The 23,919-nt window shown below is 40.7% G+C and carries 26 protein-coding genes; 12 read left to right on the forward strand and 14 right to left on the reverse strand.

Going from position 1 to position 23,919, the window contains the following annotated elements; genetic code table 11:
* The 12 genes from flgK to B1F84_RS10985 form a co-directional block, all read right to left on the reverse strand.
* Entirely contained in the window at nucleotides 1-2,007 is a 2,007-nt protein-coding gene (flgK, locus tag B1F84_RS10930) for a flagellar hook-associated protein FlgK (RefSeq protein ID WP_131691414.1), read from the reverse strand.
* 1 nt (nucleotide 2,008) lies between these two features.
* Nucleotides 2,009-3,004, reverse strand: coding sequence for a flagellar assembly peptidoglycan hydrolase FlgJ (gene flgJ, locus B1F84_RS10935; protein WP_131691415.1), 996 nt, complete (start codon nucleotides 3,002-3,004; stop codon nucleotides 2,009-2,011).
* 324 nt (nucleotides 3,005-3,328) lie between these two features.
* Nucleotides 3,329-4,423, reverse strand: a complete 1,095-nt coding sequence (locus B1F84_RS10940; protein ID WP_036953616.1) for a flagellar basal body P-ring protein FlgI — start codon at nucleotides 4,421-4,423, stop codon at nucleotides 3,329-3,331.
* A 12-nt stretch (nucleotides 4,424-4,435) separates the two neighbouring features.
* Nucleotides 4,436-5,119 (reverse strand): flagellar basal body L-ring protein FlgH, encoded by a 684-nt coding sequence (gene flgH / locus B1F84_RS10945; RefSeq protein ID WP_010387881.1) that lies wholly within the window; start codon nucleotides 5,117-5,119, stop codon nucleotides 4,436-4,438.
* A 14-nt stretch (nucleotides 5,120-5,133) separates the two neighbouring features.
* Complete coding sequence (gene flgG, locus B1F84_RS10950; RefSeq protein WP_010387879.1) at nucleotides 5,134-5,922, reverse strand: flagellar basal-body rod protein FlgG; 789 nt, start codon at nucleotides 5,920-5,922, stop codon at nucleotides 5,134-5,136.
* Between the two features lie 21 nt (nucleotides 5,923-5,943).
* Nucleotides 5,944-6,687 carry a flagellar basal body rod protein FlgF gene (locus B1F84_RS10955; RefSeq protein ID WP_131691416.1) on the reverse strand — a complete coding sequence of 248 codons (744 nt, stop codon included), beginning with the start codon at nucleotides 6,685-6,687 and terminating at the stop codon, nucleotides 5,944-5,946.
* A gap of 135 nt (nucleotides 6,688-6,822) precedes the next feature.
* Nucleotides 6,823-8,145, reverse strand: coding sequence for a flagellar hook protein FlgE (gene flgE, locus B1F84_RS10960; protein ID WP_076918291.1), 1,323 nt, complete (start codon nucleotides 8,143-8,145; stop codon nucleotides 6,823-6,825).
* Between the two features lie 58 nt (nucleotides 8,146-8,203).
* Nucleotides 8,204-8,881, reverse strand: coding sequence for a flagellar hook assembly protein FlgD (locus tag B1F84_RS10965; RefSeq protein ID WP_008113070.1), 678 nt, complete (start codon nucleotides 8,879-8,881; stop codon nucleotides 8,204-8,206).
* A gap of 13 nt (nucleotides 8,882-8,894) precedes the next feature.
* Nucleotides 8,895-9,326, reverse strand: a complete 432-nt coding sequence (flgC, locus tag B1F84_RS10970; protein WP_076918292.1) for a flagellar basal body rod protein FlgC — start codon at nucleotides 9,324-9,326, stop codon at nucleotides 8,895-8,897.
* Between the two features lie 2 nt (nucleotides 9,327-9,328).
* Complete coding sequence (gene flgB / locus B1F84_RS10975) at nucleotides 9,329-9,739, reverse strand: flagellar basal body rod protein FlgB (protein ID WP_008113066.1); 411 nt, start codon at nucleotides 9,737-9,739, stop codon at nucleotides 9,329-9,331.
* A gap of 127 nt (nucleotides 9,740-9,866) precedes the next feature.
* Nucleotides 9,867-10,697: a protein-glutamate O-methyltransferase CheR gene (locus B1F84_RS10980; RefSeq protein ID WP_131691417.1), complete on the reverse strand. Its 831-nt coding sequence runs from the start codon at nucleotides 10,695-10,697 to the stop codon at nucleotides 9,867-9,869.
* 20 nt (nucleotides 10,698-10,717) lie between these two features.
* Nucleotides 10,718-11,650 carry a chemotaxis protein CheV gene (locus tag B1F84_RS10985; protein ID WP_131691418.1) on the reverse strand — a complete coding sequence of 311 codons (933 nt, stop codon included), beginning with the start codon at nucleotides 11,648-11,650 and terminating at the stop codon, nucleotides 10,718-10,720.
* 138 nt (nucleotides 11,651-11,788) lie between these two features.
* Between B1F84_RS10985 and flgA the strand changes: the two genes are divergently transcribed.
* The 3 genes from flgA (at nucleotide 11,789) to flgN (ending at nucleotide 13,315) form a co-directional block, all read left to right on the forward strand.
* Complete coding sequence (flgA, locus tag B1F84_RS10990; protein ID WP_076918294.1) at nucleotides 11,789-12,496, forward strand: flagellar basal body P-ring formation chaperone FlgA; 708 nt, start codon at nucleotides 11,789-11,791, stop codon at nucleotides 12,494-12,496.
* A gap of 74 nt (nucleotides 12,497-12,570) precedes the next feature.
* A complete protein-coding gene (flgM, locus tag B1F84_RS10995) occupies nucleotides 12,571-12,891 on the forward strand; it encodes a flagellar biosynthesis anti-sigma factor FlgM (protein WP_010387860.1) in 321 nt (106 codons plus the stop codon).
* Nucleotides 12,884-13,315 carry a flagellar export chaperone FlgN gene (flgN, locus tag B1F84_RS11000; protein ID WP_036932872.1) on the forward strand — a complete coding sequence of 144 codons (432 nt, stop codon included), beginning with the start codon at nucleotides 12,884-12,886 and terminating at the stop codon, nucleotides 13,313-13,315. Before flgM ends, flgN begins: the two co-directional genes overlap by 8 nt.
* A 71-nt stretch (nucleotides 13,316-13,386) precedes the next feature.
* Here the strand turns inward: flgN and B1F84_RS11005 are convergent, their stop codons facing one another.
* Nucleotides 13,387-13,845, reverse strand: coding sequence for an LPP20 family lipoprotein (locus B1F84_RS11005; RefSeq protein WP_036933530.1), 459 nt, complete (start codon nucleotides 13,843-13,845; stop codon nucleotides 13,387-13,389).
* Between the two features lie 139 nt (nucleotides 13,846-13,984).
* Here B1F84_RS11005 and B1F84_RS11010 point away from each other — a divergent pair, with 139 nt between their 5' ends.
* Complete coding sequence (locus tag B1F84_RS11010) at nucleotides 13,985-15,172, forward strand: flagellar assembly protein T N-terminal domain-containing protein (RefSeq protein ID WP_131691419.1); 1,188 nt, start codon at nucleotides 13,985-13,987, stop codon at nucleotides 15,170-15,172.
* Here the strand turns inward: B1F84_RS11010 and B1F84_RS11015 are convergent.
* A complete protein-coding gene (locus B1F84_RS11015; RefSeq protein WP_109874258.1) occupies nucleotides 15,169-16,068 on the reverse strand; it encodes a LysR substrate-binding domain-containing protein in 900 nt (299 codons plus the stop codon). The two genes, B1F84_RS11010 and B1F84_RS11015, sit on opposite strands and share 4 nt — an antisense overlap.
* Before the next feature lie 113 nt (nucleotides 16,069-16,181).
* Between B1F84_RS11015 and B1F84_RS11020 the strand changes: the two genes are divergently transcribed.
* From B1F84_RS11020 to B1F84_RS11060, 8 genes are all read left to right on the forward strand, one after another.
* Nucleotides 16,182-16,910, forward strand: coding sequence for a glutathione peroxidase (locus B1F84_RS11020; protein WP_131691420.1), 729 nt, complete (start codon nucleotides 16,182-16,184; stop codon nucleotides 16,908-16,910).
* 54 nt (nucleotides 16,911-16,964) lie between these two features.
* The gene (locus B1F84_RS11025) at nucleotides 16,965-18,413 is read left to right on the forward strand and encodes a dihydrolipoyl dehydrogenase (protein ID WP_131691421.1); all 1,449 of its coding nucleotides are present in this window, start codon (nucleotides 16,965-16,967) and stop codon (nucleotides 18,411-18,413) included.
* A 133-nt stretch (nucleotides 18,414-18,546) separates the two neighbouring features.
* Complete coding sequence (locus B1F84_RS11030) at nucleotides 18,547-19,479, forward strand: exopolyphosphatase (protein ID WP_131691422.1); 933 nt, start codon at nucleotides 18,547-18,549, stop codon at nucleotides 19,477-19,479.
* 557 nt (nucleotides 19,480-20,036) lie between these two features.
* On the forward strand, nucleotides 20,037-20,870 hold the full coding sequence (locus B1F84_RS11040; protein ID WP_131691424.1) for a tyrosine-type recombinase/integrase: 834 nt from the start codon (nucleotides 20,037-20,039) through the stop codon (nucleotides 20,868-20,870).
* Entirely contained in the window at nucleotides 20,867-21,955 is a 1,089-nt protein-coding gene (locus B1F84_RS11045) for an IS91 family transposase (protein WP_131691425.1), read from the forward strand. Before B1F84_RS11040 ends, B1F84_RS11045 begins: the two co-directional genes overlap by 4 nt.
* A 345-nt stretch (nucleotides 21,956-22,300) precedes the next feature.
* Complete coding sequence (locus tag B1F84_RS11050; RefSeq protein ID WP_131691426.1) at nucleotides 22,301-22,588, forward strand: hypothetical protein; 288 nt, start codon at nucleotides 22,301-22,303, stop codon at nucleotides 22,586-22,588.
* 120 nt (nucleotides 22,589-22,708) lie between these two features.
* Nucleotides 22,709-23,077, forward strand: coding sequence for a hypothetical protein (locus B1F84_RS11055; RefSeq protein WP_099294321.1), 369 nt, complete (start codon nucleotides 22,709-22,711; stop codon nucleotides 23,075-23,077).
* Between the two features lie 118 nt (nucleotides 23,078-23,195).
* On the forward strand, nucleotides 23,196-23,519 hold the full coding sequence (locus B1F84_RS11060; protein WP_131691427.1) for a hypothetical protein: 324 nt from the start codon (nucleotides 23,196-23,198) through the stop codon (nucleotides 23,517-23,519).
* Nucleotides 23,520-23,919 lie beyond the last annotated feature (400 nt).

Raw genomic sequence — 23,919 nt, forward strand, 5'->3', positions numbered from 1 at the left:
TTACCTCGCCGCACTCAGTAAAGTGTCAAAAATAGAACGTGCTGCAGACAATACTTGAGCAGATGCAGCATAAGATTGCTGAAAACGCAGCAAATTAGCCGCCTCTTCATCTAAGTTTACGCCCGACAATGATTCATACCAGGCTTCTGATTGTTGTGCTAATGCATCAAATGCAGCACCGTTAGTCATTGCTTGGCTGGTCACTACCCCAACATCAGTTACCAACCCAGCATAGGCCTGATTCAACGTTTTATGATTATCGGCTGAGGCACTTGCCACTACATTTTGACGTACTAAATCGGTATTTTGTAAATCTGCGAGCTTTTGGCCATTACGGTTATCATCAAAACCGCCTTCATTAAATTCCAAATTAAAGGTATCACCTGTAGCTGGTACACCTTCAATATTAAAGTCAAAACCATAGCCATCGTAAGGCGCTCCAGCTTGAGCGAGTATATTATTAGCAGGCGGTGTAACCGTAAACGTGGTCGTGCCATTACCGTCAGTCAGTTGATATTCGTTAGCATTAGCTGTTTTAACAATGCTAATAGGGCCATTTGCTAGCCCTAGAGGGTTACTAAAACTGCCAGTGGTTACATCGCTCACATCACCCGGTGAAATAGTACCTGTCCCTGTATTATCAAGGCCATCTGCTGTTCTAATTGGAGAGGCCAAGGCAATGTCTTCACCTCGACCACTGGTCAACGATATATTACCCGCAGCGCCACTGTTAAGTTTTACCTGAAATTGATCCCCAGCATTACCGGCTCCCGTTACATTAAGCTCTAAGCCAAACGATTCCCCACTAGTAATCGCTGCTGAATCGATAATGCCACTAGGTGGTATAGTTGCTAAAGACGCTGTACCTAAAGGCTCACCTTTATTATCAATAGGCTGAATACTCACCTCATTAGGGTTACCCGTATAAGTGATCACAAAGTCACTGGCTGGTAGTTCACTGCCTTTACCTGCCTCAACAGTTGCTGACATATTAGCTGTTCCGGTATTTGCTTGATAAACATAAGCACTAACCGTTGGAATTTCAAAAATATCTCCACCTAATTCACCATTAGCATCCATCCCTAAACGGTTTTGCTGATTAAACGAATCGGCAAGTGCAATGCCCATCTGGCCTATTTGATTTTGTGCAGGCACCAAAATATCGTCTCTAAATGCCAATAAACCGCCAATTTTACCTTTTAGTTTAGTAGGGTCTATATCGAGTGGCACGGCTTGACCGCCATTTACATCTAAACGTAACTCTTTAAAATTGGCATCTGGATCGCCACTAATCGAGAACAAGTTGAATGACCCATTTTGCATAACAACCGCTTCACCTGAGCCCATAAATACTTGTTTTTCACCATTGGGGCCATCGAGTGTTTCTATATCAATCAGTTCAGATAAATCACGTATTGCTTTATCACGCTCATTATAAGCTGAGCTCGCATCCGCTTCGTTTTTGGTACCATGAACACCTGCAATTTCTTGGTTCAACGAACTAATACTTTCGATTAGTGTATTCGCCTCTTCCGAAAAAATTTCTAATTGCTCATTAACCACCGCTTTTTGCTCTGAAACAATACCTGCAAGCCTGTCCATTTGATCAATCAGATTTTGCGCATCACTCATCACTAATGAACGAGCAACAGTTGATGAAGGTTGATTAAGAGCCTCTTGTACGTTATTGAACATTGAGTTGATACTAGTTGATAAGCTATTTGATTTTTCTGAAAAGATTTGATCAACTCGACTCGCTTCACTAACAAATTGATCAAAAAAGCTTTTATTTGAGGTATCTCGGTTTAATTGCTTTTGCGCAAACTCATTCAATAATCGATACGTTTGGCCACGGCCTACCTGATTATCAATCATGGTGGTAAACTCGGTGCGCTCACGTACATACCCTTCGGTATTAACATTTGCGATGTTTTTACTTGTCGTTTGCAATAACTCAGAGTTTGCTCTTATTCCTGAATTAGCAATGTTTAATAAATTAAACGACATGTTACTCTACTCCCTGGCGGATCACGCTTGTGGCGATATTCTTCAATTCGTTACTGTTCAGCACTCTTTTTATTTTGTCTGCATAATTAGGGTCGGTTGCATAACCAGCTTGCTGTAAAGAGTCTAAAAATTTATGCGGCTTTGCCGTATTGTTTAATGCATCTTGATAGCGCGGGTTTTGTGTTAAAAAATCCACAAAGTCATTCACGCTATCTTTTATCGAATCATACGCTCTAAAGTTTGCATGCTTTTTGACAGCAGCACCTTGCTCAAACTCTAAAGTAACTTTACTGGCTTTTTCACCCTGCCAACTTTTATCTGACTTAATATTGAATAAATTGTTTGAGCTATTACCATCACCTTTATTAATAATATGTTTACCCCAGCCAGTTTCTAATGCTGCTTGTGCGACCATAACCGCCGGATTTAAACCAATTTTTTTAGCCGCTGTTTTTGCGTGTTCCCACACTGTGCTCACAAATTCCTCAGCACTTTCAAATGTGCCAGACGCTATGTTTTGTTCGCTTTTTTCAGTTGAATCAACGAGCGGCACTTTTTCAGTGACCTTTTGATTTTCTTGATGAGGTAAGGTGCTACCCGCACGTTGATCACTAAAGAAATCTGATGTGGTGCGAAGAACAGAGCCTGGCATAAAGTTTTTTCCATCTGGCGATAGTTGCTGCACAATTAAATCTGCAAGACCCAAAGAGCCATTTGATGAAAGCTCTGTGGCCATCTGTTGGTCGTGCATTTCTTCAAAAAACTTAACGCCACTAGCATTAAACGGGCTTTCTTTATCTTCGAAAGCCTCATTGGCTTTACGCATACTTTTAAGCAACATTTGGGTGAAAATAGCTTCAAATTGTGCCGCTGCTTTTTTTAACGCCGCTTTAGATTCATCGGTTGATGCGTCACCGCTGTTTAAAGCATCTCGACGCAAAGAGTCTAAGTTGCCTAAATCAAAAAAGTTTTGCTTATCTAGATGATTTGTTTCCATCAGCTTTTTGACACAATAATTAATAATACTTAATAAAATGCAATAATTGAGCCAAGAGAATTGAAAGGTTCTAGGTTCTAGGTTCTAGGTTCTAGGTTCTAGGTTCTAGGTTCTAGGTTCTAGGTTCTAGGTTCTAGGTTCTAGGTTCTAGGTTCTAGGTTCTAGGTTCTAGGCAAAGATTAAACTAAGTGAGAGACGCGAGGTAAACTCGCTGCTACTTATTGTGAAAGGTTAAATTCAATGTTTATTGCTGTGGTAGCAGCGGCTTTATGCCGCGTCTTTTTTAGGTTAACTGTTAAAGACCCTAAATAGGGTCTTATAAAACTAAATTACAACAAGCTGGCCATTAATGGCGCCGGCTTCTTTAAGTGCTTCAAGAATCGCCATTAAATCACCAGGGGCAGCGCCAACTTCATTAATTGCGCGAACTAAATCATCAAGACTCACACCTGGGTCAAATACAAAAGCGCGTGAATCATCCTGATTAACATCAATAATACTTTGTTGGGTCACCACCGTTTCCCCCTCGGCCAGAGGGTTTGGCTGCGCAACATTTTGCTGCTCAGCAATCGTTACTGTTAAACCTCCATGGGTAATTGCCGCAGGTTGTAATTTTACATTTTTACCTATAACAATAGTGCCGGTACGCGAGTTAACAATTATTTTTGCTGAAGTATCTGCTGGCTTAAACTCTAAGTTTTCAAGAGTTGATAAATACGATACACGTTGCGAGGCATCACGAGGTGCAATAACACGAATAGAAGCTGCATCGAGTGCTTGAGCGCTATTTGGACCAATTAAATCATTAATGGTTTTCTCTAAACGTTTAGCAGTAGTAAAGTCAGGACGGTTTAAATTAAAGGTAATATAGTCGTTTTGCATAAATGGGCTTTTAACAGCACGTTCAACGGTTGCACCATTTGGTACACGTCCTACTGTTGGCGTATTAATCACAACGCGACTACCATCAAGGCCTTCAGCGCCTAAGCCACCTACAATTAAACTGCCTTGAGCGATGGCGTAAACATTACCATCAACCCCTTTTAAGAATGTTTGTAGTAATGTGCCACCGCGCAAGCTGCCTGCACTGCCAATCGATGATACAGTTATATCTATGGTTTGCCCTGGCTTTCTAAATGGGGGGAGTTCAGCATGAACAGCAACCGCTGCTACATTTTTAATTTTTGGCTTTAAACTAGAAGGTAACGTAATACCAAAACTATTAAGCATGCCTTTAAAGCTTTGCTCGGTAAAACGGCTTTGCTCACCGGTGCCTGGTAAACCAACAACTAAGCCATAGCCCACTAATTGGTTTGAGCGCACCCCTTCGACCATAGACACATCTTTAATTCGCTCAGCACTGGCAGTAAATTGCCAGCCTAGTAGCACCATAAAACAAAAAACTTTAAAACCATTCATGTCGAATGTCCTCTAAAAGGGAAACAATGAGCTACTAAAGAAACGCGTTAACCAACCTGGGCTTTGTGCCTCTTGTGTTTGGCCCTTACCTGAGTACTGAATACGCGCATTCGCAATTCGATTAGACTCAACGGTATTATCGGCATTGACATCTTGTGGACGCACTAACCCTTCTAAGCGAATAAATTCTTCACCGGTGTTTAACGTTAGCCATTTTTCACCGCGAATCACTAAATTACCATTTGGTAGTACTCGCATTACGTTAACCGAAATATCGCCAACTAAGCTATTTGATTGATTTGATTTTGAGTCACCTTTAAATGAGGAGTCACTGCCAATACCAAATTGAATGCTATCGCCGCCAATATTCACAGGTAAACCACCTAAGCCAATCACAGGGTCGAGGCTGGCATCGGTTTCTTTATCCGTTTCTGTTTTAGCTGCTTTAGTCGCTTGAGTTGACTCTTGTAATTTAACAGTAATGATATCGCCTGTTCGCAGTGCTTTTTTATCGGCATAAAGATCATTCGATAATTGAGTACTGAACAAAGAGCCGGTTGCGACTACTGGCTCCATATTAGGCTCTGGATACATAGGTGCATAATAGGGATCGTCTTGTACTACCTCATTATTTTGTGTAGCTACACAACCACTTAATAGTAAAGTCCCTACTGTAAATAACATAATATTACGCATACAATCCCCCAAAACTATAACTGTTGATTGATATAACTCATCATTTCATCAACGGCTGAGATCACTTTTGAGTTCATCTCATAAACGCGCTGCGTTTCAATCAAATTAACTAACTCTTCGGTCACATTTACATTTGATGTTTCAAGTGAACCTTGAATAATCGTACCTAAACCTTCAACACCTGGGTTACCTTGAACAGGCGCACCACTTACAGCGGTTTCGGTATATAAGTTTTGCCCTATAGGCTCAAGGCCCGACGGATTAATAAAATCACTAATCGTGATCTGACCAATAACCACGTTTTCGGCCTGACCTTTAACGCGAACTGACACTTCACCGTCTTGAGATACGGTGATCGACTGTGCATCGTCAGGTACATTCATTTCAGGCTGAACAACATAACCAGCACCCGAGGTTACAACACGCCCGTCACCGTCAGTAGTAAACTGGCCGTTACGCGAATAAGCAATATTGCCATCCGGTTGCAGTACTTCAAAAAAGCCAGGGCCTGAAATCATCCAATCTAATGAATTTTCAGTGGTGAGCATATTACCTTGCGAAAAGTTTTTTTGGTTAGCCACCACCTTAGTACCCGCGCCAAGCATTAAGCCTGACGGCATTTCGGTGTCTTGCGATGAGCGACCGCCTGGTTGATTAATATTTTGGTAAAGCAAGTCTTCAAAAATAGCGCGGCTTTTTTTGTAACCTACTGTACTGGCGTTCGCTAAGTTATTTGATATAACCGATATATCAGTTTGTTGAGCGTCAAGCCCTGTTTTACTTATCCATAATGCTGGATTCATAATAATGTCCTCACGTTAAAGTTAAACGATGCGCATCAGCTGCTCTTGACGTTCGTCAATCTCTTCAGCTGTTTTCATCAGTTTTACTTGTAATTCAAATTGGCGTTGGTGACTGATCATATCGACCATTTCATGCACAGGATTTACATTCGACTTTTCTAATGTGCCACCTAATACTTGTACATTGGCTGATGTTTCAACTATTTCGCCTGGTTTAGCTCTAAATAAGCCATCATTACCCTTTTCGAGCGTGGCGTTGTTTGCATCAACCACTTTTAGCCGATCAACTTCTTCTAAAAAGTTAGCCGGTGCACCTTGAGGGCGAACTTGAATAGTGCCATCTTTGCTAAATTCAATTTTTTCAATCGGTACAGGTAATATGACTGGCCCACCTTCGCCAATAACTTGACGACCGTCGCTGGTAGTTAACATACCTTCAGCCGTTATATTTAACGAACCCACTTTTGTGTAGGCTTCATTACCAGAGGCATCCTGAACACTCAGCCATGCATTATCACTCATAGCAATATCAAGGCTGCGACCTGTTTCGACAACACCGCCCGATGTCATGTTTGATCCTGGGCGCTCCTGCATAGCAAAAACACGAGTCGGCAAACCTTCACCGAAAGCCTGCATTGATCGCGCTTGCGCAAAATCAGATTTAAACCCAGTGGTATTTGCATTTGCCAAATTATTGGCTTTAAGAGCAAGCCCTTGCATGCTTTGTTTAGCGCCAGATGCCGCTATGTAGACCATTTTATCCATAACATCGACTCATTAATAAATCTATGCATGAGTAAATGCAATATAAGTGCCAAATTAAATTTAAGGATGAATAAGATTTTAAGAAGGGAATAAAAAAAGGCTGCATTAAGCAGCCTAAATAAATCAAAATAATGATTATCTGATCTGAAGGATGTTCTGTTGAATAGTTGAATTAACCTCAAGCGCACGAGAGTTTGCTTGGAAGTTACGTTGCGCACTAATCAAATCGACCAGCTCATTGGTTAAGTTTACATTAGACTGCTCAAGCGCTGATGAGTTAATGTTACCTAAAGTACCTGAACCAGGCTCACCCGCAATTGGCTCACCTGAGGTTAAACTCTTTTTCCATGAGGTATCACCGACCTGTTGTAGGCCTTGCGAGTTTGAAAAACGCACCATGGCAACTTGACCTAAGAAGGTTGAATCACCGTTACTGTATGACGCAACCACTTTGCCATCAGTACCAATATCAATCCCCGCTAAACGACCCACTGTCGCACCATCTTGCTCAAGCGCCTTCACTTCAAAACGACTCGCATACTGAGTAGGTGTTCTGTTAGCGGTACCCGCTTCATCACGCCAGTTAATAGCAATATCATCAAATTGAGCGCCATTAGATAAAATACCCGATAAATTTGCACCGGTTAAATTGACATCAGTAAACGTAGGGCCAACATTTGGAGCACCATCGGTAGTCGCAGGTAAACCACTGGCATCAAAACCAAACGTGCTTAACGGGCTTGGTGTTGCAGTAGCTGCACCAGTCGCATCAAAAGGAGTTTGATCTAACGTGCCATGTACTTGCCATTCGTTTGGCGCTGTTTTTACAAAAAAGAATTGTAATACATGTGGCTCACCTAACGAGTCATACATAGTCGTTGATGTTGAAGAGTTGTAAGTGGTGCTGTCGGTTGCATCAAACGGCACTGCGATAACATCTTCACGAGAATCAACATTAAACGAAGTGTATACATTACTGGTAGAGCGAGGTGAACCAGAAGAATCTGGAATTTGTAATGCCGATGAAGTACTTAAACTCACAGACGTTGTGTCACCACTGACTTCATCAACTGGGAAGCTCTGTAAAAAATTACCTTTAGCGTCGACAACAAAGTTGTCTTTATTAAGCTTAAACGCACCCGCTCGCGTGTAGGTAAAATCTTGTGCGCCTAAGTCTTGGCTGGTAGCAAAGTAACCTTCACCGGTAATCGCTAAATCCAGTGAGTTATTAGTAAACTGTAATGAGCCTTGATGAAATTGCTGAGCAACCATGGTGGTTTGTACACCATCACCATTTTTAGTTTTACCTGCACTAAATACCGATGATGCGTATACATCAGCAAATTCAGCACGTGACTCTTTAAAGCCTGTGGTGTTTACGTTGGCAATGTTATTGGCGGTAACATCCAAATCTTTTTGTGCGGCAGCAAGGCCTGTTAATGCAATATTGAAGCTCATAATTAACCTCTAACCTAAAAGTATTTAGCCTGATGGCTAAAAAAATACATACAATCTATTACGCGATTTCTGCGACATCAGTCAGCCTAACCGCACCTTCTTTGGTATTAATAATAATGCCGCTTGAGCCATTAATATTAACACTCTCAATATTTTTGAATGAAGCAATTGGGAGGCTTGAAAATTCGCCATCCGTACTGCCTTCAGCTTTAACCTTGTATTCACCAGGAGGAAGCCGTTCACCCGCTTCATTTTTACCATCCCACGCAAAGCGCACTGCACCTGCAGGCTGAGTGCCTAAATCAATGGTTTTAACTAACTGCCCTGACGCATCTTCAATACGAAGTGTTAAATTATCTACCGGCTTTTCAGCAACAATAGCTCCCTTAACCTCACCCGACTCATTAAGCTCAAGCGTGTCAGACTCCAGCAGTGCTTGTTTACCAACCAGTGTTGATGCTTGCAATGCCGAATTTGATGTCATCGACGCGGCTAAAGACTCAAAGTTAGAGTTTAAATTTGAGATCCCTTCAGCCATAGTAAAATTGGTCATTTGCGCAATCATCTGATCATTATCAGCTGGTTTGCTGGGATCTTGATATGACAATTGCTGTGTTAACAACGAAAAGAAATCTTCTTGGGTTAACGCATCACTTTCCTCTTTTTTTGGCACTTGCTTATCTTGCCAACGTAAAGAGTCCATGTAGGATGAAGAAGTACTAATATCGTTACTCATGAGCTACCCTCAGTTACCGCTGACCTAGCAGCAGTGTTTTACTTAACATTTGCTTAGCTGCATCAGCAACTTGAACATTTGTCTGATAAGAGCGAGATGCAGAAATCATATTTGCCATCTCCTCAACAACATTCACGTTGGGTTTATAAATATAACCATTTTCATCCGCACTGGGATGGTTTGGGTTATATTCAATTTGTAGTGGTTTATCACTCTCAACCACTCCTAACACTTTCACTCCAACGGCAGAGCCCTGTGGGTTGCTTGCTGACGCTGACGCTTTTGTTAGCTCCGCAGCAAATACAGGTTGTCGCGCTCGGTACGTCTCATTTTGTGAAGAGCTAACTGTATTAGCATTAGAGATATTACTTGCGGTGGTATTTAATCGCACGTTTTGTGCACTCATACCAGAACCAGCAATATCAAACACATTATATAAACTCATAATTAGGCTCCTTGACTACCGAGGGCTTTTTTCAGGCCTTTAAATTTACCATTAAGAAACTGGACACTGGCCTGATACTCCATAGCATTCTGTGTATACAAGTTTCGTTCCACTTGTATATCAACAGAGTTGCCATCACCTGTATCTGTTTGATTTGGCGTACGAAATAATTCATTACCACCTACACTACGGGTACCACCGGCAATGTGTTTTTCATTGGTTCTTACCATGCTATTGCCGCTTAGTTGGTTAGACTTTGCCGTTTTTAATGCTGAGGCAAAGTCGATATCTTTTGCTTTATAGCCGGGCGTATCAGCATTTGCGATATTAGTAGCGAGCATTTCTGCTCTTTGCGAACGGATCAACATCGCATGCGGATGCACGCCTAATGCTTTATCAAAACTGATAGCCATAACTACCTCCAAAAAATTGACTTAGCATCAATAAAGCAATAAGTAAGCCAGCAATGAAAATAGTGATGATTAAAACAAAAAACGACGCAGTGAGCGTCGTTTAAAGGAGGGTAATATATTAAGAAGGTTATTTCTTTTGGTAAATAATACCGGGGTTACAGCGCACCATATCAAAGTCCGTACTTAAGCCAGACATAGACTCCGACGCACCTAAAAACAAATACCCTTTAGGGTTAAGTGCTTGAGAAAATTGTGCAATTATTTTAGCTTTTACTTCAGGTGAAAAATAAATTAAAACATTACGGCAAAATATAATATCGAATTTACCCATCAAGGCGTACGAATCGAGCAAATTTAAATGCCTAAAGCTCACTTGCTTTTTCAATGAATCAACCACTTGTGCCATACCATTGCCGCTGTCTTTAAAAAACTTTTTACGGCGTTCAGCAGATAGCCCGCGGGCCAATGCCAATGCATCATATTCAGCATGTTTACACATATCCAGCATGGTATTTGATATATCTGTACCAATTATTTGTGCACCCATTTTTAAAACACCAGGGCTGCTTGATTGAAACTCAGCCACCGACATAGCAATTGAATAGGGTTCTTGGCCTGAAGAGCTCGCAGCAGACCATATTTTTAATGGCCTATTTAACGTTTTAAACTCAGGAAATAATCTGGTTTTAAGTAACTCAAACGGATATTGATCTCTAAACCACAATGTTTCATTGGTTGTCATCGCATCAACAACGGCTGCGCGCAACTGGCGCTCATGCACACCTAGCGTTTTAGTTACCAGTTCAGATAATGAATCAACATTAAATCGCGTCATTAATGGCGCCAAACGGCTTTTAACCAAATACTGCTTATTTTCACCTAAAACAATACCGCACTGTTGTTCTAAAAATAAGCGAAATTGATCGTATTCTTTTTGCTGCAAATCTTTATTAGTCAAATCAATAACACCTGTGTTTATTAATCACAATGAACCCACTTATTAACGGCTGTAGCAAGCTCGTCTGGGTTAAATTTTGCAATAAAATCATCTGCTCCTACTTTTTCAATCATTGCTTGATTGAAAACACCGCTTAAAGATGTATGTAAAATAACATGAAGTGGTGCAAGTTTAGGATCGGCTTTAATCTCTGCAGTGAGTGTATAGCCATCCATTTCTGGCATTTCTACATCAGAAATTAATAACCCTACACGCTCTGTAATATCATTAACGCAATCAAGCTCTGCAATTTCTTTTAGTCTTCTTAGAGCTTCTTTACCATTTTTAGCAAGCTCAGTAGTAACACCTAAAGGCTCTAGCGCTCGTTTAACCTGATTTCGTGCAACAGCCGAATCATCGGCAATAAATACAATTCTTTCACCTAGGTCTTTTTGTATATTTCCTTGAGCAGCAACATCATCACTCACGGTAGTATTCACTGGGCAAATTTCGTTTAAGATTTTTTCTACGTCAAGTATTTCTACCAGTTCATTTTCAATTTCAGTGACGGCTGTTAAATAAGAATAGCGACCCGCACCTGATGGCGGTGGCATTATTTTTTCCCAGTTCATATTAACAATTCGCTCAACACCACCAACTAAAAAGCCCTGCACTGTGCGGTTATATTCTGCAATGATAATAAAGCCATCCTCTGTGCTTTTTATAGGTCGCCCGCCAACAGCCATAGATAAATCAATCACCGAAATAGTTTGGCCTCGAATATGCGCTACACCACGAATATAAGCGTTAGATTTTGGCATGCTCGTTAATGGAGGACATTGAAGAACTTCTCTCACCTTAAACACATTAATGCCGAAGCGCTGACGCCCGTTAAGCTTAAATAACAATAATTCCAAGCGGTTTTGCCCAACCAACTGAGTACGCTGGTTTACTGAGTCTAAAATACCGGCCATTTAAATCTCCTAAGAAAACAAATATAAGGAACGATAATTGCTTTCAATTAATAAAGCGTCATAACACAACGGGGGCGTCTAAATTCTGACGCAAAATATTTATACCCTGTTTGCAACCATAAGCATAGTCGAAACATTATGAGTTTGTTAAAAAAAACCAGAAGATACAGTGTTTTTTATTTTCTTGCTAGCCTCTGCTTCACTTTGCCACTAAAGGCTCAAGTATTTAGCAAAGAATCGCTTCAAGAAATGGCTGTATCTTATGTTGCTCAAAAAGCAGTAACTACAAATGATAACAAAATACAGTTTAGCGCATTACCGTTAGATAGCCGCATACCCGATCGCCAGTGTAACTCTGAGCCAGAGTTAGTAACGCCAAGCGAACCCCCTTTTAATCGTCAAGTCACCATTCAAATAAAATGTAACGATAGTGACAACTGGGCACAATACGTTCATGTCAGAATCACTGAATCAGCACCTGTTGTTGTTGCAACTACTAATTTAGCACGAGGTGAAGTAATTACTCCATCCCATTTAAGTATTGATATGCGTCCTGCGCACTTTATACGTGTTCAGTACCTTGATGATCCTGCGCTACTTATTGGTAGCCGCAGTAAACGTAATATTCGTGAAGGTATGCCTGTGCTGCTCAATCAAATTTGTATGGTTTGCAAAGGCGACTCTGTCAACATTTTTGCCAATATTAAAGGGTTAAGAGTAAAAACCACGGGTGTTGCATTAGAGGATGGAACCTTAGGTGAACAAGTACGAGTAGAAAACAAAAAAACAGGTAAAGTTTTAAATGCACGGGTAGATGGTGTAGAGTCTGTGCAGGTAAATATTTAATGTAATTTATGCTAAAGTATCTTTAGTAAATGCCGATATATAGGCATCAGTTGGGTAATAAATGGGTTTTTATCATGGTCGGTCAAGTAAACAAATCAAATCAACAGCCTGGTGTTTTAACAAACACTCAACAGCAAAAAGTTGATTTAAAAAGAGATAATGCAAATACGCAGGCTGCGCAAACGCCTTCGCCAAAAGCTGCAAGCGATTCGGTGAGCCTAACACCGCAAGCCAAGCAATTAAAATCTTTACAAGAAAAAGCAGAGCAGTCTTCTGGTTTTGACAGTAATAAAGTTGCTGAACTTAAAAAAGCCATTACCGAAGGCAAGTATCAAATAGATAGTGAGAAACTTGCCAAAAACTTAGCAGATTTCGAGTTTAATGTTTATGGCTGATCACAATAGTTTAATTACGATTAAACTAAACGAACAAATTAATTGTTTAACAACCTTGAGTGAGCTTCTTACTCAAGAGCTTAATGCTATTGCCTCACGTAGAGGCGAAGGTTTAAAAGAAATTGCCCAACAAAAAATGTCTTTTTTAACCAGTATAAGCACCCTAGATAAAGAACTAAGTAAACTGATTGCCAGTAATGATCAGCAAACAGATGAAAACGCTGACTTAATAAAGCTGACCAGAACTAAGCTTGAGCAATGTCAAAAACAAAATGAAGTTAACGCTCACGCAGCACATCAGGCACAGTTAAGTGTAAAACAGTTGAAAGGTATTTTAATTGGTGCGCCATCATCGATGACCTACGACCAAGCTGGCAGCGTTGTAAATACTGATAACAGTATTGTACGTAACCTAAAAGCCTAAAAGAATACCCATAAAAAAACGCCTAAACGATAATTCGTTTAGGCGTTTTTTTATGGGTATTAATTTGTCGCTTAGTAATAAGTCACTTTTTTCACTTCCCGTGGCTTTATCTCACCTATGTACAAGTCGTGCACGCGTTTCATATTAAGCTCAAGCTCGGTTATATACATATCATTAACGGCATATGTTTTTATAATTTGCGCACCTTTAATAATACCTTGTACTTTGCTTTGTAAATAATCATCTTGGGCAATAGAGCCTGCAACCGTTGTACCTGCGGTAATTTTTTGCCCGTATACTTGCTCTGTTAGTTCGCGATAAGCCTCGAGCTTTGAAGCCTTAATCGCCATAAGTTGTTTTTGAGTGTCATTACTTCCCGACTGCAAACTAATGGGCGCGTACCCTATTGCTTTTAATACAGGGTAATTATTTGGCTCAACATATTTATATTCAACGTGCTTATCAAATATATTGCTACAACCGCTTAACGTTAAGCAGCCTAATGTGATCATTAATGGCATTACTCGCATCATACAGGGCCTTTAAAAACTAATTAAACTCAGTTATGCACGTTTAATGCCAGTGATACCTATATTCTGTAACAACAAATAATAGTGGTACATTACTTGCTGAGACTCATTAACGCTAACGTTTAATTGGAGTAAGAGTATGAAGTCGTTTTTAAAAGCAGTATTAGCAGGATTAAGCACCACTGCGGTATTAACGTTTTCACCTTTTACCCACGCTCAGTGGTATGAGTCTACAGGCCATGCGGTTATTCAAAATAGCGACATTCCCGGTGCAAAGGCCGCTGCAATAAAAGATGCAATTACCCAAGCCCTTGTATTCTCTGGGGCACGGGTGAGCTCGGTGCAAACGCTTGTTGATGGTGTTTTAACCCAAGATCAGCTAAAAATAAGTAGCCAAGGCGAAATTCAAAAAATAGAGCTTGTCAGTGAAAACCGCAGCAGTGATGAGTTTGCAATTACCTTACGCTTAGATATCTTTGCGCAAACAGAGCAATGTCCACAAAGTAACTTTAATAAGTTTATAGCTGTCACGCAAAGCCAATTAACAAATCGTGAACAAGCGAGAATGGGTCAAATATTTGACATTAACAAAGCAGTCAGTAAAAACATTTATACCTCGTTGCAAAAATCAAAAATGAGTGCAATACCCGTTGCCTATTTCAATAAAGCGATAAAAGTCGATACTTACTTTAATCAACAACATGACTACTCTAATAGCCAGTTAGAGGAAATTTCATCGCGCAGTAACGCGCAATATGTGTTGTTAAGCCAAATTACCAGTTTATCCACCACCGATAAACTCAATAGCGACTATGCATTTTGGCAAGATGAAAGCTATCAGCGTCACTACCAAATAGAGTTTAGTTTATTTAATGGCACTACTTATGAGCCCTTGTGGCAACAAAGCTATCAAAGCCAAGCCATCTGGCCATTTGAAAAAACAGCCATTATTGATGTAAACAGTAATCGTTTTTGGCAGTCGCCTTTTGGTCAAAGTATTAGTGAGATAAACCAAACCCTAAGTTACGATTTGCAAGCAGCCATGGCGTGTCTACCCACCCAAGGCAAAATTATGCACATGGAAAATAATAAACTCGTCATTAATTTAGGAAAGGCACATGGCTTAGAAAAAGGCCAACAGCTGAGTATTGCTCATCATAATTATTTAACAGACGCGCAAGGCAACACCATGCCGCATACTATAACCACTTTGAACCGTATTCGTGTAGAGCAGCTATATCAGCATAGCGCCATTGCCGTCAGTATTAATGATCAGCCTTTACCGGGCGTACAAATTAACGATATTGTGGAAGTTGCAACGCCCTAAAGTACTTGGGCTAGCTTAACTTTTAAATTATCGTGAGCGCTTAACCAATCAGCTAACTGCTCAACCCCAGATAAATGCGGGTAGTGCTTTCGACAGGCTAATACAATATTACGTTGCTGATTAGGAAAAATAGGCAAATAATGAATTCCCTCTCGGGGTATTGCAGCAAGTTTTGGCACAAACGTAACCCCATCGTCCATTGCCACCAGCGCTAGTAAGGTTTCTAAGCTGTTGCCTTGGTACTGGCTAGAAACATCCACTCCTGCCGAAAAACAAAACTGCTGAGCTTGATCTTTAAAGCAATGCCCATCACTTAACATTAATAGGTTACTGCCTTGAAGATCTTGCAGTGCTACCTTTTTATTTACAGCTAAACCGTTATCAGCAGATACCGCAACTAAAAAATCTTCTTTATATACATTAATCGTATGGTAATTTTTTAGTTCAGGCACATCCGCTAAAATTGCAAAATCCACCTCGCCACTGTCCAGCGCAGCTAAAATGGTAGAAGTTTGCATTTCAGTAAACGAAAACTGGCTTTGAGGAAATGCCGCTTTCATTGATGTAAGCAGCGTAGGTAATAAATACGGAGCAATAGTAGGAATAATGCCAATACTTAGTTTGCCCTGTAACGGTTGGTTAGAAGTAGCAGCCAGTTCTTTTAATATTTGAGTTTGCTCTAATATAAGGTTGATTTGTGTCAACAAACGTTCACCTTGGGTTGTTAAGGTAACGTGCTTAGTTGAACGGTCAAATAATATAACCCCTAATTCTTGTTCTAGCTTTTTAATTTGCCCACTTAAGGTAGGCTGGCTTACAAAGCAGGCATCGGCCGCTTTGCGAAAATGTTTAAAATGCGCAACGGCTTTTACATATTCTAAATCTTTTAAGTTCATATTCACACTTAAACTGATAGCTTATACCTATCAGTTTAATACAAACAAACGATTGGAACTATATTTAATTGTTCGCCATAATGGCTATCAACAAATCAAGAGGAACTAAAAACATGTTAAACAATATTGAAGGTCAAACAATCCCTAACGTTACATTTGCAACGCGTCAAAACGACGAGTGGAAATCAGTGACTACCGATGACATTTTTAAAGGCAAAACGGTCGTTGTGTTTTCACTACCAGGCGCATTTACACCAACGTGTTCATCAACTCACCTACCACGCTACAACGAGTTAGCTGGTGTACTTAAGCAAAATGGCGTTGACGACATTGTTTGTGTATCTGTAAACGATACCTTTGTAATGAACGCATGGGCTGAGCATCAAGAAGCGCAAAACATTACCTTATTACCAGATGGTAACGGCGAATTTACTGACGGCATGGGTATGCTAGTTGATAAAAACGATTTAGGTTTTGGTAAGCGCAGCTGGAGATACTCTATGCTGGTTAAAGATGGCGTAGTAGAGAAGATGTTCATCGAGCCAGATTTACCAGGCGACCCGTTTGAAGTATCAGACGCTGACACTATGCTTGATTACATCAACCCAACTCAAATAAAACCAGAGGCGGTTACTCTATTTACTAAGCCTGGCTGTCCTTTCTGTAAAAAAGCAAAAGAGCTACTTACAGCTAAAGGCTTTGCTTTTGAAGAAATCGTAATGGGTGCTGGCGCATCACTTACTAGCCTTAAAGCAGTATCGGGCCGTGAAACCGTACCACAAGTATTTATTGGCGGTAAGCACATTGGCGGCTCAGACGATTTAGAAAAATACTTTGCTTAATTAAGTAAATAAAACAGGGGCTGCAACGCCCCTGTTTATTAAAGGAAAAACACTATGAAAGAATTGCAAACCGACGTTGTTGTTATAGGTGCAGGTACCGCTGGTTTAAGTGCCTACCGTAATGCTAAACAATTTACTCAAAACGTACTTATGATTGAATCAGGCCCATACGGTACAACCTGCGCACGTGTTGGTTGCATGCCAAGTAAGTTATTGATTGCTGCAGCAGAAGCCGCGCACTCAATAGAAATGGCACCTGCCTTTGGAGTTCACAGCTCAAAACCTGTTATTGACGGTAAAGCCGTTATGGCACGAGTTAAAAGTGAGCGCGATCGCTTTGCAGGATTCGTAGTAGAAGCCGTAGATGAAATACCTAGCGAAGATAAAATTCGTGGCTATGCACAGTTTTTAGACGCCAACCGCGTGCAAATAGATGAGCACACCATTATCACTGCTAAACGCTTTGTAATAGCAACAGGTTCACGCCCATCTTACCCTGGCGTATTTAATAACTTTGGCGACCGACTGATTATTAATGACGATGTATTCGACTGGGATGATTTACCAGAATCAGTAGCCGTATTTGGCCCTGGCGTTATAGGCCTTGAAATTGGCCAAGCGTTGCACAGATTAGGGGTAAAGGTAAAACTCTTTGGTGTAGGTGGTGCCATAGGCCCATTAACCGACCCAGTAGTTAAAGATTACGCTAATACCGTATTTGCAGAAGAATTTTATGTTGATACCGACTCAAACGTTTCAGATATGAAACAAATAGGTAATAAAGCAGAGCTAACCTATACCGACAAACAAGGTGTTAAACACACCGAGCAGTTTGACTATGTTCTGGCTGCAACCGGGCGAGTACCTAACACCGATAAACTAGGGTTAGAAAACACCGGCATAGAGCTTGATGAACGTGGCGTACCACTCGCTGATGCCCACACTATGCAATGTGGCGACTCTCACATATTTATTGCCGGCGATGCCAGTAACATGATCCCACTGCTTCACGAAGCATCCGATCAAGGAACAATCGCAGGGCAAAACGCAGGCCGCTACCCTCAAGTACGTGCGGGTTTACGCCGCGCTAAAATTGCCGCTGTGTTTAGCGACCCACAAATAGCCATGGTTGGTGAAAGCTTTAAAGAAATTAGCCAACGATTAGGCAGCTGTGATTGCTTTGAAATAGGCGAAGTCAGCTTTGAAAACCAAGGTCGTAGCCGCGTTATGCTAAAAAACAAAGGTCACATGCGTGTGTATGCCGAGCACGGCACAGGCTTATTTTTAGGTGCTGAATTTATAGGCCCACAAGCAGAGCACATTGCTCACTTATTAGCATGGGCTGTACAAAACAAAATGACTGTACCGCAAATGCTAGATATGCCTTTTTATCACCCTGTTATTGAAGAAGGCCTGCGCACTGCACTGCGTGATTTAAACGCTAAATTAAAATTTGGCCCAGACATTATTAACCATTGTATGGAATGTGGCCCAGGCGCATAACACATCACTAATACACACTTGCTACTCAAAGCCAAAACCATTGTTTTGGCTTTTTTTATGTTAAAAACTGGTATATAAAATGGAGTTTAAACTGCTACACTCAGATTAATAAACAAACAAAAATGGACCGAAAATGAGCAATAATAAATATAGACTTGTCACTCGCAGCGATTTTGACGGCCTAGTGTGTGCCGTATTACTTAAAGATTTAGATTTAATCGACGATATTTTATTTGTGCATCCAAAAGACATGCAAGACGGTAAAATAGCCATTACCAGCAACGACATTACCACTAACCTCCCCTATGTTGCCGGTTGTCATATTGCATTTGATCATCACTTGAGTGAAACCGTTCGTAACGCAAGCGATATAAAAAACCACATTATTGACCCAGATGCGCCCTCTGCAGCACGTGTTGTATACGACTATTATGGTGGCGCTGAAAAATTCCCTAATATTTCAACTGACATGATGGAAGCGGTTGATAAAGGGGATTCTGCACAATTTTCAAAAGACGAAATTTTAAACCCAACTGATTGGGTACTGATGAACTTTATTATGGATGCGCGCACAGGGCTTGGCCGTTTTCGTGAATTCAAAATTTCTAATTACCAGTTAATGATGAAGTTAATTGACGCCTGTAAAGATCACAGCATAGAACAAATACTAGCAATGGAAGATGTTGCCGAGCGTGTTGCGTTATACCACGAGCACAACGCACAGGCTAAAGAGCAAATAGACCGCTGCTCATCAGTACACGACAACTTAGTGGTCCTTAATTTAACCGAAGAAGAGACCATATTCGCCACTAATCGCTTTGTTATTTATGCCATGTTCCCCGAGTGTAATATCTCAATTCATAAAATGTGGGGGCTTAAAAAGCAAAACGTGGTGTACGCCATTGGTAAATCAATCACCAACCGCAGCTCAAACACCAATGTGGGCGAGTTATGCCTTAAATACGGCGGCGGCGGCCATTTAAATGCCGGTACTTGCCAAGTAGACACTGACAAAGCTGAGCAGGTACTGAGCGAGCTTATTGCTACGATCACTAGCGATGGCTGAGTTATAGCCTCAGGGTTCGGGGTTCGGGGTTCGGGGTTCGGGGTTCGGGGTTCGGGGTTCGGGGTTCGGGGTTCGGGGTTCGGGGTTCGGGGTTCGGGGTTCGGGGTTCGGGGTTCGGGGTTCGGGGTTCGGGGTTCGGGGTTCGGGGTTCGGGGTTCGGCAAAGTATTTTATAGAGCGAGCTAATTATAGCTCGCTTTTTTATTATGCATAATTTAATGGAGGGCTTCTTTGAGCGAAAACCTGTCATTGATATTGGATAATATAATAGTCAATTGGGTGATCAAACTGCACTTTGCGCATATATTCACGAAAATGAGCGACGCGCGCATATTGTTCTATTTAACTTTATTCAACGTTTTAGAAAACTTAGTAATAGTAATACCTTAGCTTATTTGATAAAACTATATTATGCAGAAAAATGAGCGTAGCGTCGGCAGAAATATGCGCGATGAGCGCACTATTAAATTGTTGAACTAAGCCGCTACGCGGAGATCCTATTCTATATCATTTGAGCCACACTTACCTTGGGGTTATCCCATAACTTGGAGGTAAGTCATGAATACACTCATTGAACAAGTCAAAACTGAAATAGCCTATCGTGGTTATTCGCAAAGTACATGTAAAAGCTACTGTGAACATTTACTAAAACTCAGTCATTATTTTAATAAACCGCTCGATTCGATTACTGATGAGGAACTTAACGCCTTTTTTAACGATCCTGCGATTCGTAAACTTTCTAGAGCAAGCCAAAAAATACAGATAAACAGTACTTGGTTTCTGTTTAAGAATATTTTACATCGGCCACTTAACTTAGATATTGTACTGCCAAAAGTAAAACTTCGCGCACCCGCGTATTTATCGCGCGATGACATGCGACGGCTTATAGAAAGTTGCACCGATATGCGCTTAAAAACATTGATTATGGTGTGCTATGGGTGTGGCTTACGTATTAATGAACTGCTACGCATTAAAGTGCAAGATATCGATGGACAGCGTAAAACTATTTTAATTGAACAAGATAAAGGGGATAAATCACGATATGTGGTTGTATCAGATAGCGTGCTGGCTCAATTACGTTGTTATTGGAAAATGTATCACCCAACAGGTTGGATGTTCTATTCACGGTTATTAATGGATAAACCTATGTCAGCATCAACCTTCAGGAAGCCATTGAGAAAACATGCACAAGCGTGTGGCTTAAAGCACTGTAATCCACATACTTTACGCCATGCTTATGCAACACACCAACTTGAATCAGGTATGCCACTTCATCAACTGCAACATCAGCTTGGCCACAGTGATATTAAAACCACACAAAGTTACTTACACTGGTTACCTGAATTAGGGCATGGCGGCATTGATTTACTTGCGAGTTGGGGTAAACAATGAACGCCTTACACCTCGCTGATATTTTAAACTCAAGCCTTGAGAGTTATCGCCAACATCATACGGTGAGTTATCAACAACTGCGCGTGTGTCAGCACCTTCAATCATGCAGAACGGGTCAGCTCGGTTATCAAGCATGGCAATGTGATAACTGTGGGGAGTCGCAAAAGATTGGATGTAGCTGTCGAGACCGTCATTGCCCGCGTTGCCAAGGCATGGCTACGGCTAAATGGGTGCAAAAACAGCAGGAGGATTTATTACCATGTAGGTATTTCCACCTTGTTTTTACACTCCCGCATGAGTTGAATATCATTGCGCACTACAACCCAAACGCGTTGTATCAGTGTTTATTCAAAGCCACATGGCAAACGCTGAGTAAATTTGCGAAACGAAAGAGGCATGGTCAGTTAGGCATGACAAGTGTACTGCATACGTGGGGGCAAAACTTAGGTCAGCATATCCATTTACACTGTTTGATACCCGCAGGCGCGCTTGATAAAGCGCACTGGCATGAAATAGAAAAAGGCTATTTATACCCCGTTAAAGCATTATCAACAGTGTTCAGAGGGAAAATGCTGGCGGCGCTCAATGAATGCGATAGTTCATTTACGAAGATAAACACGCCAACCAAATGGTGTGTTTATAGCAAAGCCTGTTTAACGTACAGTGAAAAGCTAGTTAGTTACCTTGCTCGTTATACCCGAAAAGGCGTGATGTCAGAATCGCGATTAGTGTCAGCGACTGAAGAAACAGTGAGCTTTAAATACCGCGATTATGCAGATAACAACCGCGATAAAGTCATGACTCTGAGTTGTGATGAATTTTTACGGCGCTACTTACAACATGTATTGCCCAAAGGGTTTATGCGCATTCGCCACTATGGCTTTTTAGCTAATGCGTGTCGCAAGCGAAAGTTAGCATTAATAAGGTCACAAGAATCACACAGAGGTAAAGTGGAGAAGCTAAAGACAGAAAACGTAACACTGATACCGCATTGGCCTTGCCAGTCATGCAAGACAGGTACCTTACGATTTATTGGTGTGATGAATATAGATGTGGCGACAAATAAAATAGCGCGAACGAGTTAGCAGTCTTGCTTGCTGCATCAAATCAATGAGTTAACCTGCTTAATTGCTCAGGCTAGCGGCCTCTGTACGTGTAAAAAATATAATTGCTTATTAAGCCAAATTTAGGTGTAATGAATACATAATAAGCGCTGAGCAATGCAGGGAAAGCTTACATAACACTAGCTAAGCTGATTAAATTAGCAAGGAAAGTGAGAGCCTTCAAAAAGCAAATTCCCATAGCATAAACAACACCAACTCTGACACATCGAGCAGGTAGCGGCTCAGTCCAACAAGCGATTATACAACACAAACAGCGTGTCGCATAAATACTAAAATGTTATATTTTCAAACTGATTGGAGTATTAAATGAATTCAGAAGTTAAAATCGATATCCTATTTGCTGGGCTATTATTGATTCCAATATTGATCCTTGCAATTCCTTATCTTAAAAACAAGTTAGTTCTCCTTTCTCGCGGTAAAGCTTTTTCAATTATCTCATTACCAATATCAGCATATTTAATTTATGACATATCAATTGAAAGCAATGTTTTCGGCTTAATCGGTTTGTGTGTAGCGTATATAGTTTTCTTTTCTACTTATGCCGCTTCGATATCACTATTGGCTGTTTCAACAAAAAACGAAAACTTGGCGTAATAAAAATATAACAAGGCACTCAAAAGGACAAAAAACAGTTGGCTTTTTACTCCTTCGTCGCTAATTTTAGCCAACTATTTTTTGCCTCTTAGTGAGGCGTTATAAAGCACGGAAGTTTTGATGAAAGCCTCAACTATTGAGTTCACAAGTTATAGTGGTAATCAAACACATATTGAATCAATCAACTACGATTTAGACTATTTAAAAGTAGTAGTTGTCGCTGATTCTAATTTACGAATTGAAGTATGTTTTCATCAGCCAATCGGATTTAGGTGTCTTGATGAAGGTGATTTATTAGAGTTTTGGGCAAGCAATAAAATAACGAGTAATTGGCTTTTACAAATACATGATTTTGGTTGGTTGGCTCAAGAAAGTAATCGCGCTGGCTTCTTATCCAAAGACACTATGTTAAGTGAGTATTTGATTAAAGGCAGCAATGAGTGTTTAAATGTTCTAAGCACAGATAAGCCAGTAATAAGTTTGGTATAAATGCTTTATAACAAGCTAATAAATAAGGACAAAAATCAGTTGACTGTTTTCGTTCCTCAACATTTTAGCCAACAACTTTTTGCCCATTATTAGGGCGTTATATGTCCAAAGGAAACAAATGAAATTTAATCATTTAGGCATACCAACCAAAGATAGGTTCGAAGGTGAAATTGATCTTCCTCATTTAAAGATGACGGTATCGGATCATGAAAATAATCCTTACGGAATTCAATGGCAACGGTACTGGGAAGGTGCACCATATCCAGATCTTGTTAAAACAGTGCCGCATGTTGCTTTTGTTGTAGATGACCTAAGAAAGGCAATAAAAGGTAAAAATGTAATTATTGAGCCTAATTCACCAAGTAAAGGGCTGATTGTAGCATTTATCGAAGAGAACGGTGCTCCAGTAGAACTAATGGAGTATGAGGATGAAAGCATATAACAAGTTGCTGCACTCGGAAAAATTACTCGCTGCGCTCCTAATTTTCCGGTGAGCAAGGCGTTACCACTGTCTGCTCATGGCACTCAGCCGATAGTCGGTATAGAGTGGTTTAACTTACAGTGTAAAGCAGTTATTTATATCGCTAACGTGGTAAGTTGAGTTGTTTCTGATTAATTCATCATTTTTGTCGGATGGCGTAGCTCCGCCACTTATCCGACCTACGTCAAAATGTAGGTTGGTTAAGCCGAAGGCGCCACCCAACAGGCTTTCAAATTCACTTTTTTCCGCAAATGGCACAAAGCTGGCATTGCTACAAATATACTACATAGATTTCATATAGAAACAAAGAAAAGACATAACTCATTGATTTTATTGGTAGCTCCTGCAACCATCACATTGA

Origin of the sequence: Pseudoalteromonas sp. DL-6, assembly GCF_004328665.1 — a bacterium.
Taxonomy (GTDB): Bacteria; Pseudomonadota; Gammaproteobacteria; order Enterobacterales; family Alteromonadaceae; genus Pseudoalteromonas.